Source organism: Arthrobacter sp. K410C (genome assembly GCF_059090105.1).
The window spans coordinates 1-15,708 of the sequence record NZ_JBNHFJ010000006.1; the positions used below are offsets into that span (position 1 = coordinate 1).

At 63.6% G+C, this 15,708-nt stretch carries 16 protein-coding genes and 1 pseudogene; 8 read left to right on the plus strand and 9 right to left on the minus strand.

Annotation, left to right across the window (positions count from 1 at the left end; all coding sequences use genetic code 11):
• Both AC5RU7_RS10735 and AC5RU7_RS10740 read right to left on the minus strand, forming a co-directional pair.
• Positions 1-172, minus strand: a 172-nt coding sequence (locus AC5RU7_RS10735; protein ID WP_494052352.1) for an ACT domain-containing protein, incomplete at its 3' end; no start/stop codon positions are given.
• Positions 173-292: 120 nt separating this feature from the next.
• Positions 293-1,225: a LysR family transcriptional regulator gene (locus tag AC5RU7_RS10740; RefSeq protein WP_494052208.1), complete on the minus strand. Its 933-nt coding sequence runs from the start codon at positions 1,223-1,225 to the stop codon at positions 293-295.
• A 157-nt stretch (positions 1,226-1,382) separates the two neighbouring features.
• Here AC5RU7_RS10740 and AC5RU7_RS10745 point away from each other — a divergent pair, with 157 nt between their 5' ends.
• From AC5RU7_RS10745 to AC5RU7_RS10755, 3 genes are all read left to right on the plus strand, one after another.
• Entirely contained in the window at positions 1,383-2,687 is a 1,305-nt protein-coding gene (locus AC5RU7_RS10745) for an aromatic ring-hydroxylating oxygenase subunit alpha (protein WP_494052209.1), read from the plus strand.
• On the plus strand, positions 2,684-4,090 hold the full coding sequence (locus tag AC5RU7_RS10750; RefSeq protein ID WP_494052210.1) for a ferredoxin reductase: 1,407 nt from the start codon (positions 2,684-2,686) through the stop codon (positions 4,088-4,090). The genes AC5RU7_RS10745 and AC5RU7_RS10750 overlap by 4 nt, the downstream gene beginning before the upstream one ends.
• A 159-nt stretch (positions 4,091-4,249) precedes the next feature.
• The gene (locus AC5RU7_RS10755; RefSeq protein WP_494052211.1) at positions 4,250-4,984 is read left to right on the plus strand and encodes a lytic transglycosylase domain-containing protein; all 735 of its coding nucleotides are present in this window, start codon (positions 4,250-4,252) and stop codon (positions 4,982-4,984) included.
• A 70-nt stretch (positions 4,985-5,054) separates the two neighbouring features.
• On the opposite strand, the pseudogene dapA reads toward AC5RU7_RS10755, so the two are convergent.
• A pseudogene (gene dapA, locus AC5RU7_RS10760) lies at positions 5,055-5,822 on the minus strand (4-hydroxy-tetrahydrodipicolinate synthase); the annotation flags it as partial.
• 77 nt (positions 5,823-5,899) lie between these two features.
• Positions 5,900-6,187, minus strand: coding sequence for a hypothetical protein (locus tag AC5RU7_RS10765; RefSeq protein WP_494052212.1), 288 nt, complete (start codon positions 6,185-6,187; stop codon positions 5,900-5,902).
• Positions 6,188-6,569: 382 nt separating this feature from the next.
• Between AC5RU7_RS10765 and AC5RU7_RS10770 the strand changes: the two genes are divergently transcribed.
• Positions 6,570-7,289, plus strand: a complete 720-nt coding sequence (locus AC5RU7_RS10770) for an HNH endonuclease family protein (RefSeq protein ID WP_494052213.1) — start codon at positions 6,570-6,572, stop codon at positions 7,287-7,289.
• A gap of 46 nt (positions 7,290-7,335) precedes the next feature.
• Complete coding sequence (locus AC5RU7_RS10775; RefSeq protein ID WP_494052214.1) at positions 7,336-7,695, plus strand: hypothetical protein; 360 nt, start codon at positions 7,336-7,338, stop codon at positions 7,693-7,695.
• 53 nt (positions 7,696-7,748) lie between these two features.
• On the opposite strand, the gene AC5RU7_RS10780 is transcribed toward AC5RU7_RS10775, so the two are convergent.
• The 3 genes from AC5RU7_RS10780 to AC5RU7_RS10790 are packed head-to-tail and all read right to left on the minus strand — an operon-like array spanning position 7,749 to position 10,884.
• On the minus strand, positions 7,749-8,636 hold the full coding sequence (locus tag AC5RU7_RS10780) for a carbohydrate ABC transporter permease (RefSeq protein WP_494052215.1): 888 nt from the start codon (positions 8,634-8,636) through the stop codon (positions 7,749-7,751).
• On the minus strand, positions 8,633-9,571 hold the full coding sequence (locus AC5RU7_RS10785) for a carbohydrate ABC transporter permease (RefSeq protein WP_494052216.1): 939 nt from the start codon (positions 9,569-9,571) through the stop codon (positions 8,633-8,635). Before AC5RU7_RS10785 ends, AC5RU7_RS10780 begins: the two co-directional genes overlap by 4 nt.
• 38 nt (positions 9,572-9,609) lie before the next feature.
• Entirely contained in the window at positions 9,610-10,884 is a 1,275-nt protein-coding gene (locus tag AC5RU7_RS10790; RefSeq protein WP_494052217.1) for an ABC transporter substrate-binding protein, read from the minus strand.
• Between the two features lie 88 nt (positions 10,885-10,972).
• On the opposite strand from AC5RU7_RS10790, the gene AC5RU7_RS10795 reads away from it, so the two are divergent.
• The 3 genes from AC5RU7_RS10795 to AC5RU7_RS10805 all read left to right on the plus strand — a co-directional run bounded on the left by AC5RU7_RS10795 (position 10,973) and on the right by AC5RU7_RS10805 (position 14,037).
• Positions 10,973-12,184: an ROK family protein gene (locus AC5RU7_RS10795; protein ID WP_494052218.1), complete on the plus strand. Its 1,212-nt coding sequence runs from the start codon at positions 10,973-10,975 to the stop codon at positions 12,182-12,184.
• Positions 12,185-12,275: 91 nt separating this feature from the next.
• Positions 12,276-13,118, plus strand: coding sequence for an alpha/beta fold hydrolase (locus AC5RU7_RS10800; protein ID WP_494052219.1), 843 nt, complete (start codon positions 12,276-12,278; stop codon positions 13,116-13,118).
• A gap of 130 nt (positions 13,119-13,248) precedes the next feature.
• On the plus strand, positions 13,249-14,037 hold the full coding sequence (locus AC5RU7_RS10805; RefSeq protein ID WP_494052220.1) for an AfsR/SARP family transcriptional regulator: 789 nt from the start codon (positions 13,249-13,251) through the stop codon (positions 14,035-14,037).
• On the opposite strand, the gene AC5RU7_RS10810 is transcribed toward AC5RU7_RS10805, so the two are convergent.
• Together AC5RU7_RS10810 and AC5RU7_RS10815 are read right to left on the minus strand one after the other, a co-directional pair.
• Entirely contained in the window at positions 13,981-14,235 is a 255-nt protein-coding gene (locus tag AC5RU7_RS10810; protein ID WP_494052221.1) for a hypothetical protein, read from the minus strand. The genes AC5RU7_RS10805 and AC5RU7_RS10810 overlap by 57 nt on opposite strands.
• A 237-nt stretch (positions 14,236-14,472) precedes the next feature.
• Positions 14,473-15,501, minus strand: coding sequence for a M12 family metallopeptidase (locus AC5RU7_RS10815; RefSeq protein WP_494009024.1), 1,029 nt, complete (start codon positions 15,499-15,501; stop codon positions 14,473-14,475).
• Positions 15,502-15,708: the final 207 nt, after the last annotated feature.

A 15,708-nucleotide genomic window follows, 5' to 3' on the forward strand; every position in this document is an offset into this window, starting at 1 on the left:
TGTCATCGAACTGCTGGTGCTCATCAATGTTGAAGCCCCGCTCGAACAGGAAGGTGGTCACGGCCTGCACAATCCCGGCCTGCTCGGCACACGAGAGCGTGAGCACGAACTTCTGCCCCGGCTCCATTGCCGGCAGGGCCGCTGCGGTTGCCTCTGTTTGCATGAGGGTCATGTCCCCTCCTCCTTCTAGATATATTCAAAAGTAGCGAACTGATATATTAGATTGGACCCCAGCGTATACTCGACTGTGACACAGGTCAACATGTTTGTTTCGTTGTCGGGGAAACGATTCTCAGAGTTCGTCCTCCGGCCGGGCGGCGACGATCCGCTCAGCGTTCTTCTGCAGGATGTCGAGCGACTCCTGAATCAGCGGAGAGGCAATGCTGCCCCTACGTACGGCCGCGACAATGCGCCGCGAGGGCCTGCCTTTGCCCGTTAGGCGCAGGCGAACCACATTCTCTGCATTGCGCAAGGGCGCCAGTCGCGGCAGCAAGCCCACGCCGAGCCCCGCACCCACGAAGGCGATCTGGGTTTCCCACTCGACGGCCTCGTGGGCAATCCGTGGTGTCACACCAACTGCCGTGAACGCCGCAGTGAAGAGGGAGTGGTAGGTGGAGCCCGCAGCTTCGGTGATCCAGGCTTCCGAGGCCAATTCTTCGAGCGTCACCCGTTCCTGCGATGCCAGCGGATGGTCAGACGGAAGGATCACGTCCAGGGGATCGTCGAGCAGCACGGTCTGCTCGAAGCGCAGGTCATCCTCGCCGTAGGTGTTCGACTGCATGGCGACAATGACCGCAAGGTCAATCCTCTCGGCTACCAACAAATCGAAGCAGCGGGCCGGGTCAGCCTCAAGTACCTGTACCTCCAGTTGCGGACGCGTTGAGCGGAGAGTGGCCGCAAGCGGCGCGAGCAACTGGGCGGCCGCCGTCGAAAATCCACCGAGGCCGAAATGTGACTGCACCTGGTCCCCGGCCTCCATGGCGGCGGCGCGCAGGCTCTCCCATTCCGCGATGAGGGAGTCCGAACCAGCCACAAGAAACCGGCCCGTAGCGGTCAGCCGCACGCCGCGGCCGTCCTTCGCCAGGAGCTGCAAACCGAGCACGCGCTGGAGTTCACGCAATTGCGCGGAGACGGCTGAAGGGGAGTACCCCGTGAGCTCCGCGGTTGCGCCTACGGTCCCGCAGCGGGCGAATACTCGGAGCGTTATAAGTCTCGGATCAATCATGCACCTATTGTGCACGGTTATCTCCGGATTCTTGCGCTTTTATTGAGCTCTCGTGCGCCCTAATCTCTTGGAACAACGCTTTTTGACAACGGCTGCACTGACGCATCCGTAGTCGCCCCAGATATCACACGTAACCACGCCTCCCGGGAGGAAACCCATGACTGCTCCAGTGCACCAGCCCCTCAACTCACGCGGAAAACTCGCGTCCTCATTGCCTGCAGAGCAGCTGGCTGAGATCACCGAGTTGTTTGCGTTCCGCCGCACGGGCTACTCCCTCGATGCCCCCTTCTACACCGACCCGGCAATCTTCAAGGTCGACATGGAGGCTATCTTCGGCCAGCACTGGATCTTTGCCGGGAGTGTCGCCGAGCTGCCGGAGCCGGGCGACTACATCACGGTCGATTACGGTCCCTACTCGCTGATCGTCCTCCGCACCGACGAAGGGGACGTCAACGTCCTGCACAACGTCTGCCGCCACCGCGGGGCGCGCGTCCTGACCGAAGCTGCCGGTTCCACCGGAAACCTCGTCTGCGGCTACCACTCCTGGACTTACTCCCCCGAGGGCAACCTGATCCACGCATCCGCCCCCGGAGAAGCGAAGTTCGACAAGAACTGCTTCGCGCTCAAGCGTGCCCACAGCCGCGAGGTTGCCGGACTCATCTTCGTTTGCATCGCTGACGAACCGCCCACAGACTTCGACGAGACCTCAAAGATCTTCGAGCCCTACCTGGCCCCGCACGACCTTTCCAAAGCAAAGATTGCCTACCAGCAGAACATCATCGAAGAGGGCAACTGGAAGCTCGTCATGGAAAACAACCGTGAGTGCTACCACTGCGATGGGCACCCGGAACTCGCATGCTCACTCTTCCCCACGTGGGGCCTGACCGAGGGCCTGATTCCTCCGCACCTTGAGGAAGTATGGGACCGCAACAAGGAAGCGCAGTCCTCTCTTGAAGAGCGTTGCCGCCGCTACGGCCTGCCCTACGAGGTGGTAGAGGAGCTTGACACCCGTATCGCCGGAATCCGCATCTCCCGCGAATCCCTGGACGGCGAAGGCGAGTCCTTCTCCGCCGACGGGCGCCGGCTCTCCAAGAAGCTGCTCGGCGACCTGCCGGACTTCCGCCTTGGCCGCTGCTCCATGCACCTGCAGCCCAACAGCTGGTTCCACTTCCTCGGCGACCACGTCATCACGTTCGGCGTCTTCCCCATCAACGAACACCAGTCGCTGGTCCGCACCACCTGGCTGGTGGCTGACGACGCCGAAGAAGGCGTCGATTACGACCTGGAGAAGCTCACCTACACCTGGAAGCAGACCAACCTGCAGGACAAGGCGTTCGTGGAACTGTGCCAGCAGGGCGCTGCCAGCCCCGCCTACGAGCCCGGCCCGTACATGAAGAGCGAATACCAGGTCGAGGCATTCATCAACTGGTACGTGCAGCGCGTTCAGGAGCACTTGGCATGACCGAACTCCTCACTGAACCGGTGATCCAGGAACCACAGCGCATTCGCGGTCTGGAGATGCCGTGGAACAGGGTCATGGGCAGCACCGAGACACCAGCCCGCGCTGCCCGTGCATTGGGCCCCTGGCACCCCCAGGAGTTCATGGCCGAATGCGTGGAGACCGTTGTCGAGGCCGGCGGCCTGATGACCTTCGTGTTCCGGCGCACCGACGGTGCGCCCCTGGCCTTCCGTGCGGGCCAGTATGTAAACGTCGCCTTTCCGGTAAACGGTGAGGACCAGGATCCGGTGGACCGCAGCTACTCGCTGTCCAGTTCGCCCACGGAGCCATGGACGTTCAGCATCAGCGTCAAGCGCGACCCCACGGGCCTGGTTTCTCCGTGGGTGCATGCGAACGTCAAACCCGGCACCGTTCTGGACATGCTCGGACCGGTCGGGGCGTTCCACCTGCCCGACGCCGACCGGCGGGCGCGTTACCTCCTTCTGGCCGCCGGTGCAGGCATCACTCCGATCATGTCCATGGTGCGGACCATCCACTCCCTGCCCGGACACGCCGATGTGGTGGTCCTGTACCACGGGGCGGAAGCCGGAGGTTTTGCCTTCCACCGGGAGCTGGCCTACATCGCCTCCGTGGACTCGCGGATTAAGGTCTTCTACTCCCTGGGCGACCGCAGCAAGCCCGAGGGGTGGGAAGGGCTCACCGGAAGGCTGACGGCGGCCATGCTCGATCAGGTGGCCCCCGACGCCAACGGCCGCCAGGTCTACGCCTGCGGCCCCGAGGGTTACCTGAACAGCGCCACCGAGCTCCTCAAGAAGGTCGGCGTAGACGACACATCCATCTACATGGAGTTCTTCTCGGGAGACCGCCAGACACTCCTTGAGTACCAGGCAGAGATCGCGCTGGCAACGGACATCGCGGAGGAAATCGCCGAGGAGATCGCCGAGTCAGCCGAGGATTACTACGAAGGCCAGCCAAGCGCGTTCGGACTCTATGAGCCCGGCTACGACGCCGATGGACCCCTCGAGGCCACGGGGCTGCCGCTGGAAACCGTTGACACGGATGCGTCCACGTCTGGGGGCAGTGCGGACGCGGAGCCCGAGGCCGTGACCCCCGATGCCTCGAGCTTTGAGACGGTGGGAACGGGAAGCCTCACCCTGTCCTTCCTGCGCACCGGCGTCAACGTGCGGATTGATCCCGACCAGCACATCCTCGAGGTGGCGCAGCGAGCGGGTGTCCGGATCGGCGCCAACTGCAAGGAAGGCATGTGCGGCTCCTGCAAGGTCGTCAAGCTTTCTGGGGAAATCGAGATGAACCACCAGGGTGGTATCCGCAAACGGGAAATCGACGCAGGCAAGTTCCTGCCCTGCTGCTCCACGGCGCAGACCGACATGGTGATCGACGCCTAACAGCATTCAACGGTAATAGCAGTCCCGGGCGTCATTCCGCAGTACTTGCGGGATGACGCCCGGGTTTTTTCGTGCAGTGGAGGATGCTCAGGAACATGATGGCGGCGCGGTCCTGATTGCAGATGGTTTGATTAGTCGGTGCTCGGTCTCAGGCGTCTCTTGGTTCTTATCGTTTTTTCGGTCTGTGTCTCCACCGCTTTCGTGTTCTGGCTGCTTGGGCAAGCCGGCGTCGATGCGCGGCAGGCCCTTGCTCCGCCGCCCCGGGCGGGGGCCGAGCTTGAGGCGCTGTCCTCTGGTATGACCACCGCGGTGAACGTCACCAGGAGTCCGGATGCCGAATGGGTTGTCCGGGCCGCCGGGCAGACCGGCATCCCGGAACGAGCGCTGCGGGCGTACGTTGCCGCAGCTGTAACCGTCACTGATTCCGTTCCGGCGTGCGGGCTCGGGTGGAACACCCTGGCGGCCGTCGGTTTCGTTGAAACAGGACACGGAACATACGGGGGCGGCGGCCTCACCGCCGAGGGGGAAGTGAGCCGCCCGATTGTGGGCCCGGTCCTGGACGGTACCGGATTCGCCGCGATCGCCGACACGGACGCCGGGACCCTGGACGGGGACGCGCGCTGGGACCGGGCTGTGGGACCGATGCAGTTCATCCCCTCCACCTGGCAGCTCGTAGCGCGCGACGGAAACGGGGACGGAACGGCAGACCCGTCCAATATCGACGATGCCGCTCTTAGCGCAGCACACTATTTATGCGCCAACGGCCGTGACCTCACCACCTCGGAAGGATGGACCGGCGCCATCTACGCCTACAACCAGTCCGACACCTACATCCGCCAAGTGCGTGACCAGGCCACCGCATATGCAGCGAAGGCGGAAACCCTGGAGAGATGATGCACCTGGCAGTCAGCCGGGATCGGGGCCCGTGGAGGATGTGTTTGGCGGCGGCGGCTGCAGGTGCGTAGTTCATCACGGCGCGTATGAGTGGTGCCAGCTCGAAGTGGAGCTGCCTGGCCAGCGCCAGGTTGCCGGCGTCCACGGCGTCGATCAGGTGGCGGAAGCTTCCCGGCGCGACGTGAGCCGAGACGCTGACCAGCCCCGCAGCTCCTGCGGTCAGCCAGGGAAGAGCGAGGGCGTCGTCGCCGGCATAGACAGCGACGTCGGTTTCGGCCAGGACTTCCGTTGTTGCACTGAAGTCCGCCTTTGCGTCCTTCAGTGCAACGATGCGGGGGTTATCGGCCAGGCGTTTGATGCTTTCGGTGGAGACCGATATGCCCGCCCGGCCCGGTATGTCGTAGAGCATCACGGGAAGTTCTGCCGCTCCGGCGACAGTGGTGAAGTGCTCCACTACTCCAGTCTGGGTGGGTTTGCTGAAGTAGGGAGTAACCACCATTTGGCCGTCTGCCCCTGCCTGGGCAGCGCGCCTGGCTAACGCGGCGGACCGTGCAGTGTCATTGGTCCCCGTTCCGGCGACGACAAATGCCCGGTGGCCGACGGCGTCCCTCACTGCCCGAATGAGGTCTGTTTGTTCCCGGTCTTCAAGCGTTGAGGCTTCGCCGGCTGTTCCGCATACCACCAGGCCGTCGTCGCCGCCGTCCACCAGCTGGGACGCGAGATCCGCGGTGGCATCGAGATCCAAGCGCCCTTCCAGGGTGAAAGGCGTGACCATGGCGGTCAGAAGGCTTCCGAAGGGGCGGTCTGGACGGGAAAGGCGGTGTGGTGCTGTTGTCACTGGTCGGACTCCGTTGACTCGGCTTTGTGCCTGCGGAAGGCATGGATCACGACGGCGATGCCTGGGTGGCTCCTGCGTCAGAGACTTTCGATCGTTTTGGCCGCAATGCCGAAGGACAGGGTCATCCCGATGCCGGAGGCGACTGTTATTGCTGTTGTTGCTGGTTCCATCTCCTCACGCAGGAGGGAGGTCAGGGGGCTGGCGGCGTAGACCCCTTGCCAGCGTTGAGTGATCGTCACTTTGGTGCCAAGGATCTTTTCGATCTCACTGACTTGCCGGGTGGTCATCCATTCGTCCTGGAAGGGACCAATGGTTTGTCCGTAGACGGCAGGCTCATCACCCAGGTGGGTCACAGACAGCGTCATGGTCAGAACTGAATTGGACCTGGAACCGTGCATGGAAGGGGTGCGGCCCTGGCAGGGGATCCGTGGTTGCAGGTTTGCAGTCCAAGTCGAATGTCAGGGTGTGGTGGCCAGATTGTTGCTGGATCGACGACAGCTCCCAGGGAACAAGGCCTTGGCTTGGCTTGGCTTCGCTCCGCGGCCGGTCCATCTCCCCAGGTCTTCTGACAAAGCCGGAACCGGACCCTGCTGCCTAAAGCCCCCCGCAGCCTGTCCGCAAGGATGCGGACAGGAACGCCGTAGCGAGCTGCAGGGTTGCCGCATGTGACAGGCGCCACCGAACAGCCTGCCGCTCGGGAGCAGCAGCGGACGTTAGCGTTGAAAGCCCGCTGACCCCCGAAGGACCATGAAGATTTCCCGCTTTGCCGCCAAGTCCCTTGCCGCAGCCACTGCCGTTGTGCTGGCTGGTTCACTCGCCGGTTGTGATGCCGCCGCTAATGCGCTGGAGGCCATCGAATCTGCTCCGCGCAGCGCCGCCGGTGATCCCGCTCCGGCAGATCCGGCTGCTGCCGGCAACGCCCTCAACCAGCTGCAGACCATTCCGGTGAAGGGCCGTGCGCCGAAGACCGGCTATTCCCGCGATGAGTTTGGTCCGGCCTGGGCCGACGTTGACCGGAACGGCTGCGACACCCGCAATGACATCCTGGCCCGGGACCTCACCGACGAAACCTTCAAGCCCAGTACCAACGACTGCGTTGTTGTGACCGGCACCTTGGCCGACAAATACACCGGCACAACCATCGATTTCGTGCGCGGGCAGGATACCAGTTCCGCTGTCCAGATCGACCACCTCGTAGCACTTAGCGACGCCTGGCAAAAGGGCGCGCAACAACTCACTGCTGAAGAGCGCAAGGACCTGGCCAACGACCCGCTGAACCTCATGGCCGCAGATGGACCCACCAACGGAGCCAAGGGTGACAAGGACGCTGCCACCTGGCTGCCGCCGAACAGGGCATTCCGGTGCGAGTATGTCATCCGGCAGACGGCCGTTAAGGCCAAGTACAAACTATGGGTAACGCAGGCTGAGCATGATGCGATCGCCGGCATCCTCAGCGGCTGCCGGTAAGCGCACGAACACTGCAAAACACTCCGGCCCTCATTATGCTCGGATCATGGCGGTTCAAGATTCTGCGGAAAATCCCACCAGGTCCATCAACCAGGAACTGAGCCAACGGCGCGGCTGGTTACTGGTCATCGCCGTGGGGCTGGCCGTCCACATCCTCAGTATCGTCATCGGTTTAAGGCCCGCGGGGCCGCTCTGCGGCAGTCCGCTGCTGCCGGAAAGCCAGGCAGCTGAAATGGCCGATGCCCAACTGCACATCACGGCGCTGGCGCCGGAGTGCTACCGGAACATCGAAGCCGCGGCGGCGCCCGTCTGGATTCTCATGGCATTCGGTATCGCTTTGGTGCTGCTGGGAGTTGCCGTCAGGATAGCCGGTATCCGCCGGTCCTTGACCACCCCCGCACTCTGAGGGGCGCCTTCCAACGCGCGCGTGGGGTCGGAAGGCACCCCTCTTCGCAGGAACTATTTGACGGCGCCCTGGGTCAGGCCGGACATGACCCAACGCTGTGTGAACAGGTAGACGACGATCGCGGGCGCCATCGCCATCAGGTACGAGGCGAACGCTACGTTGTAGCTGTTGCTGAACTGGGTTTGGAACATCTTTTGCAGCACGGGAATTGTCTGCAGTTCCGGGTCGGAAATGATCAGTGACGGCATCATGAAGTCGTTCCAGGACGCGATGAAGGCGAAGATGCCCACCGTTGCGCTCATTGGCCCGAGCAGGGGAAAGATGAGCCGCCAGAACACCTGCCACGTCCCGGCGCCGTCCATCCGCATGCTTTCCTCCAGCTCCAGCGGAATCGAGCGCAGGAACGCGGTAAACAGCATCGTGTTGAAGGCCAGGGCAAACACGATGTGCAGGATCGCGACGCCGAGCGGATTGTCGAGTCCGACCATGCCGGTCAGCTGGATCTGGGGGAGCGCCACCACCGGGAACGGGATGAACATCGCCGCCAGCAGGTAGAAGAAGGACCAGCGGAAGAGCCGGCGGTCCCAGTTGCGGACGATCGCATAGGCTGCGAGCGCCGACACCACGATCTCCCCGATGACCGCGATGACGGAGACGAACACGGAGATCGCGAAGCCGCGGGGAAAGTTCGTGAGCGTCCATGCCTGGGTGAAACCATCGAAGGTCAGGGGGCTCGGCAAGGAGAAGGCATTGCCGTCCACCGCTTGGCCAGTGGTCTTGAGCGCCATGCTGACCGTGACGTACAGCGGGACAAGCACGCCAAGGGTGCAAACGATCAAGACGGCGGTGGCGGGCCAGTTGGTGCGCTCCTGGCCAACGCGGATGCGGCGGGTGGCAGGGGTCACTGGTTGTGCGGGGATGGTTCGGGTCGCGTTGCTCATGCTGCGATCCCTCCTTTGCCACGTGTGAAGCGGAGTTGGATGAGTGCGATGGCGACGCTGATGAGGAAGAAGATCACGGCGTTGGCCATCTGGTAGGCGTAGTCGCCGCCTTCGAAGCCGCGGAAGATTGCCATCGCTACGCTCCGGGTGGCGACCCCGGGGCCGCCGTCGGTAAGGCCGACGATGATGTCGTAGGCGTTGAGGTAGTTCTTGAAGCCCAGCACGGTGTTGATCACGGCATACCCGGCCACGAGCGGCAACGTGATGTGCCGCAGGTTGTGCCAGGGCTTCGCACCGTCGATGGAGCTCGCCTCGTACACCTCGGCGGGCACGGTCAGCAGGCCTGCGATGTAAATCAGCATCGCACTCGGAACCGACTGCCATGCCGTGACGAAGACGATCGCCAGCCAGGCGAGGTCCGGGTTGGCGAGGATGCTCGTGGTGAGCGGTTCGATTCCCAGACTCTGGCCTGCCAGCGGCAGCGAATTGGAGAACAGGTACTGGAACACAAAGGCAATGACGATGCCGGAGATCACCATCGGGATAACGAAGACCGTCCGCAGCGCGGTGCGGAAGCGGACACGGGACGTAAGGCCCAGGGCCAGCAGGAAGGCCAGGACGTTCACGACGACGACGGTCACGAGCGAAAAGGCGAGCGTGAATCCATAGGCGCCGAGGATCCCTTCATCGCGGAAGGCAGCGATGAAGTTACGGAGGCCGATGAATTCGAAGTCGCCGAAGCCAACAGAGTTCGTGAAGCTGTAGATGAAGCCGAGTACCGCAGGGAGTGTGACGGCGAGCGTGAAGATCGCCAGCGACGGCAACAGGAAAAGATAGTAGAGCGGGTCGACCCGGCTTTTGCTTACTCTTGCCGGCGTGGCCGCTGGTGGGGCGCTCACCACCGGCCTGGTGGAAGGTCTCGTCATTGATGACATGGGTGGTCCTCGTTTCGTGCAGGGGTTCGGGGATGCGCCTACGCGCGGAAGGCCAGGCGGGCCCAGTCGGCATCGATGCGTCGCAGGGTGCTCTCAGCGTCCGCTCCGGAGACGATTGACTGGAAGTAGTTCGCGGCGGGAATCGTGTTGGGGATGAACTGCGAGGCGCCCATGTAGAAGCGGCCCCCGTCGTAGTACTTCTGCATGTCCACGATGCGGGGGTCGGTGACCGCCGGTGCGTCCTTGACCGTGCCGAACCCCAGGAACTGGGCGTTGTACGGGTTCTGGATCTCCGGCTGCATGAGGTACTGCAGGAAGGCGCGGGCTCCCTGCTGCCCGTTGGCCACCTCGGGGACCCAGAGCGAGAGGTCGATGTTGACCCGGACCTTGAGGTCTGCGGGGTTATCGGTCATGGGCAGCGGGAAGGTGCCGAGGTCCACATCGGTGCCGGCCTTTTCAATCTCTCCAAAGGCCCACGGCCCTTGGAAGTACATTGCCGCCTGCCCCTGTGCCATGGCCGTGTTGCCGTCACCGTAGCCGCGGCTGGAGGCGTCCGCATTGACGTACTTCGTCAGCTGGACCATGCGCTGCACCGGTTCCAGCATGGTTTTCTGGAACGACACTTCGGAATCCGGTCCAACCTTTTCTCCGATGCCGTGCATCGCCTGGTAGAACGCGCGTACGTCCACCATGCCGCCCACCGCGTAGTCGAACAGGCCCTGGGCGATGGTCCAGGGATCGCGGAATGTGCCGTAGATCGGGGTGACGCCGGCAGCCTTGAGCCGTTCGCATACGTCGATAAGTTCGTCCCAGGTTGTCGGGACGGCCAGGCCGTTGTCCTGAAAAATCCGGCGGTTGTAGATGACGGACGCCGCCATCACCGAGTAGGGGATCACGCTGGTACGGCCTGCATAGGTGGGGTACCAGTTCGTCAGGTCGAGCACGTCTTCGCGGATGGCGGCTGCCTCGGGCAGGTCGGAAAGGTCCGACAGCGCACCCCGCTCCATGAACCGGGCCATCTCAAGGTTGTAATTGAGGCAACCGAGGTCAGGGGGACTGCTCCGGACGAATCCGGCGGAGAGATTTGTGGCCATGTCGTGCAGAACGCGGAACTGGTCCTGGGACGCGGTGAACTTCGCTGCCAGGTCGCGGAAATAGGGAACGGCTTCCGGCTTTGACTGGTGGAATGTGATGGTCGGGGTGCCCGACGCGCTGCATCCTGCCAGGCCGTAAGCGGCCAGCGCGCTTCCGGCTGCGGCGAGGAATGTACGTCGGGAGACTCGCGTCCCGGCGGACGTCAAGGGTGGCAACATTGGCTCCTGGTGGGTCTCGGAAGATTTATATGGAGCTTATATTTAGGACCTATACGAGGATGGGGGACGGAAGGGATATCGTCAAGGGATGAACGCAACCACGGCGAACTCCACCCAACTGTTACGGCAGATCAACTCGGAGGCGCTGTTGCGCTTCGCCTTGCAGGAACAGGTGTTCACCGCGGGCGAGGCGATGGCTGAAACCGGGCTGACCCGCGCCACAGTGCTGGGAGTTTGTGACGGGCTGGTTGATGCGGGATGGCTGGAAGAGGTAGACGACGGCGGTGACGCCACGGGCCGCACGCTCAAAGGAAGGCCGGCGCGCCGCTACCGGCTGCGTGAAGCTGTCGGTGTGGTTGTGGGATTGGACGCCGGCGAGACGTCCTTCACGACCGTCGTCGCGGATTTGCGGGGACGCGAACTGGGCAGCCGCCGCGAGGGGCTTGATTCACACGTCCTGGGGCGCGCCGGCCGCTGCGCAAAAGCCCGGAAATTGATCGGACTGACACTTGCCGATGCCGGGCTTACGGGTGAGGATGTGTTGCTCACGGTCGTCGGCGTCCCCGCGCCGGTGGACGCCGGCGGCGCGTCCCCCGCGGAGGGGGAATTCTGGCAGCTGATGAACAGCGGATTCGCCTCGCACCTCCACGGCAGGGTCGTCGTCGATAATGACGCCAACCTCGCCGCCATTGCCGAACGGGCACAGGACCCCTCCGCCAACGTGGCCACCCTGTTGACAGGCGAACGGTTTGGCGCCGGCCTGATCGTCGATGGGCGCCTGCTGCGCGGACCGCGGGGCGGAGCCGGCGAGATGCGGTTCCTGGACGCGTTCACCGATGACAAGTTCCTCCCCGGCGAAGGCAGCACGGACGGGTTCGGGGCGCTCGCACGGAAATGGGCGCGTTCGGGCATCCACTCCTACGAGGGCCGGACAACGCTGCGGGCCATTCCCGAGGAGCAGATCAAGGCGGAGGACGTGTTCGAGGCAGCCCGTGAAGGGGATCCTCTGGGGAAGGACATCATCGCCCGGCTCGGCGCCCGGCTGGCGAAAATTGCGGTGGTTCTTTCCAGCCTCCTCGATATTGAGCGTGTGGTCATAGCCGGCGCGATCTCACGGGCCGTTGACCCCGTCCTGGAACACGCGCGCAGCCTGCTCCCTGCCGATTCCGGTGCCCCGCTTCCGGATCTTGTGGCAAGCACGCTGGGAGCCGAAGCCGTTGTCCAGGGAGCGGTAGAGTCCGCACTGGCACGGATCAGGCAGGAACCGAGCGCCTTCCTCCCGCGGGCGGCCAGGGTCTGACAGCAGCCGACCGGCAGGTACTGGCCGGTGCACCTGCCCGGTGCCACCATTGAGCACACGGCTACACACCCGAGGCCAGAGGAGGCTCGTTATGATCAATAGGACAGCAGGCGCGCCTGAAACCGGATACGCGCCGGTGAACGGGCTTCAGATGTACTACGAGGTGCACGGCGACGGCGGCGGCGTGCCGCTGTTGCTCCTGCATGGCGGGCTCTTCGATATTGAGCAGCAGTTCGGTGCGCTGATTCCCGGGCTGTCGGCCGGGCGCCGGGTGATAGCTATGGACTTCCAGGGGCACGGACGTACCAACGACATCGACCGCCCGCTCGCTACTGCTTCCTTGGCCTCGGACGTCACCGGGCTTCTCGAGCACCTCGGTGTTGGGAACGTCGATGTCTTCGGATTCAGCATAGGAGGTGCGGTGGCGCTGGATCTCGCGGTCCGCCGGCCGGAGCTGGTGCGCAAGCTCATCGTGTCCTCGGTATCTTTCCGCCCGGACGGCGACCGCGGCGGGAACGCAGAAGCGGTAGCGGTGATGACAGTGGACATGATCGCCGGAACCCCGATGGAGGAACGCTACCTCGCCGTGTCCCCGCATCCGGACCGGGAGCACCTGCAGGGCCTGCTGGACAAGCTTGGACGCTACGGCGAGGGCGAAACCGGCTGGAGCGACGACGAGATCCGCGGCATCGCCGCCCCCACGCTTTACACCGTGGGCGACTGCGATATGGTCAGGCTCGACCATGCGGTGAAGTTCCTCCAGCTGCGCGGCGGAGACGTGAACGGCGACTTCGAGGGTGTGCCCGCCTCGCAGTTGGCGGTGTTTCCCGGCACGACCCACTTCTTCGGGCTCGCACGGACCAACCTGGTGTGCGACGTCGTCGTCACCTTCCTCGACGCATCCGCTGAAGCGTTGAATGACCCGCCAATGTAGGGCCACGGAACCCCTGAGAGGCTTCTCTCGCTAAGCAATTAGGGGGATTTGTTGATTGACTTTCCCTGTCAACATGAGGATGCTCAATCTTACAATTCACTGCAGTAACACCTGTTCCGATCGGGTAGCCATGGGCAACGATGACTATGGAATTTTTGAACTGGACCTCATGCGGTCCTGGCAGCTCCGCCAGGGCGGGGAAGTAGTTCACGTTGCTGCACGCCAGCAGCGGCTCATCGCCGCACTGGCGGTCCGCGGTGCCAGCCTTCGCACCTTCCTGGCCGGTATGCTGTGGCCCGAATATCCGGATGACAAGGCCCTCGAAAGCCTTCGGGTAACAGTCCACTTGGTCACACGGCAACTGCCCGGCTTGCTCGTCAAGGACGGAGCTTTATTGTCACTGGACGCCAGGGTTGTGGTGGACCTGCACAAGATCCGGGCTGTCCTGAAGGCAGCGGGCATCCCCGGCCGCGAAGTGCTTCCAGCGAACTTGCAGGAACTGCGCGACCTGGAATTCCTGCCCGGCTGGTATGAGGATTGGGTACTGTTCGAGCAAGGGCGGCTGCGGCACGACCAGCTCCGCGTCCTGACGCTCCTTGCCGGCGGATTTTCCAGCCGTGGTGATCACGGGGCGGCTGCGGAAGCCGCGGCTGCGGCACTCCATATCGAGCCGTTGTACGAGAGCGCAGTCCGGTTCCTGGTGGCGGCAGAACTTGCCCAGGGAAACCTCGCGTCCGCCCTGGTCGCGTACGAGAAGTACCACGACCAGCTGCTGCAGGATATGGGTGTAGAACCCTCCGGGGCGCTTAAGCACCTCATCAGCGAGGCCGTAAAGCCCCAGGCGCACGGGGCAAAGGACCAGCTAGTTCCCGCCTGGGGCAATGGTTTGGGTCAACAGCCACTGCTGCACAACGTGTAGGACCCGGTCGGGGTCGGCGGCGGACACCGTTGTCTGGTCGCGGCCGTGGGCAGGACCGTACGTGATCCTTGCCCGGAACGCGGGGGACTGCCCGCCATGTTCATGCCAGGTGCGGATCACCAGGGTGCCGGCGTCTGAAACGTCATGCATTGCTTCCTGCCCGCCGGCAGGTTCTGCCCCCACGTCGTCCGATCGCATCGTCTCCCCACTCTCCGCCGGGACCAGCCCCGTTCAAGGTGACGGTTTGACTGCCCGCAACCCGTCCTGCCGGCTGCGGTGCTGCCTGGATTGGCAGGGCACTGAGCCGAACAGCTCCCATCCTGCCCCAGAAGAACCGGTAGCCCGCTGCCTTTAGCAAAGATTCGGACAAACTTGAGCAACACGCCGCCGCAATTGCCGGCGCACGAATTCGGGCCCGGCGGATGGAGAGTGGACTCACCAATACATCAGGGCCGTCTGCCCGGACTCACCTGCCCAGTAGAGCCTCACCCGCACCACATAATGCCGTCCCTGGAAGAGCTTGGCCGAAACACGCGAGTTGCGGTCCTCGCCGCTGTCGTCATCGCCGGCGACAAAGCGAAGTTCGCCGTCGACGTTCTCGAACAGCACCAGTACGGTATCGGCTGTCCCGAAGGTGGCGATCTCGTAAGTCCGCGAGGCGGAGGGCTCCAGGGCGAAGTCGGCCTGCTCCGCGGGGCTCAGGGACAGCGGGACAGATTTGAACGGGTCGAGCAGGGGGAGTTCGGGTTTGATGGCAGGAAAGAACTTGAGCACCCATTCCTTGTCCGCTTCGGACAGCCCGCCCGGAGGATTCAGGCCTGCCTGGAACCTGGCAGGTTCCTTGATGAGTCCGGCGGGGAACCAGTATTCCATGACAGAATCCGGGTCCCACGAGGAACCTTCAACCTCGCCGGGGTCGATCTTCCGCAGCACATTGTGCAGCGTCTGCTCCGGCGGCCAGTGGTTCGGCGCTCCGCCGAAGTATTCGTAGACCCGCGGCTCGTCCCAGACGATGCCCGCGAACGGGTTCTGGTGCTCGTGCGGCATCCCCAGCGTGTGGCCTATCTCGTGCAACGCCGTTGTCCGGCCGTATTCGTCGGTGAGGTCCCAGCCGAAGTTCATGGTTGGTTCCGTGGCGTTGATTTCCAGGACGTCGCGCCCCACGTAGGACCAGGACCCGTCCCTTTGGTCAAAGGCGATCCTTACCTCGGCCTCGCTTTTGTCCGCCACTTCGGAAAACTCCAGGCCGATGCCCAGTGCTTTCCATTCCTGGAAGGCCTTCCGCACTGCCTTCTTTTGCGGGGCCGGTCCCTGGAAGAACCAGTAGTGGAGCACCGTGCCGTTCACCCATTTCCCCCGCAACCGGCGAATGAGGCGTTCCCTGCCGGGTGCGAGGTCGGGACGGAGCAGGGGACGGCTTTGCGGCCTGGTGTCGCAGTGCGGCCGGACAGTCTCTGTAGTCATGGTGTGCGCTCCTTTGCTGGCGGGCCGCGAATTGCCCGGATCAACCGCTGCCCCCGGCAACGGACACCGGGACGGTCTGCATCCAGTAGAGCGCGGCACCGTTACTGCCGCATTACTGCTCCCGGGATACCACCGGGGCACGCCCGTGCCGGTAACGCCGTCGTAACGGCGGACGTGCTCAAATGCCCGCAGGGACAATAGGCGCGG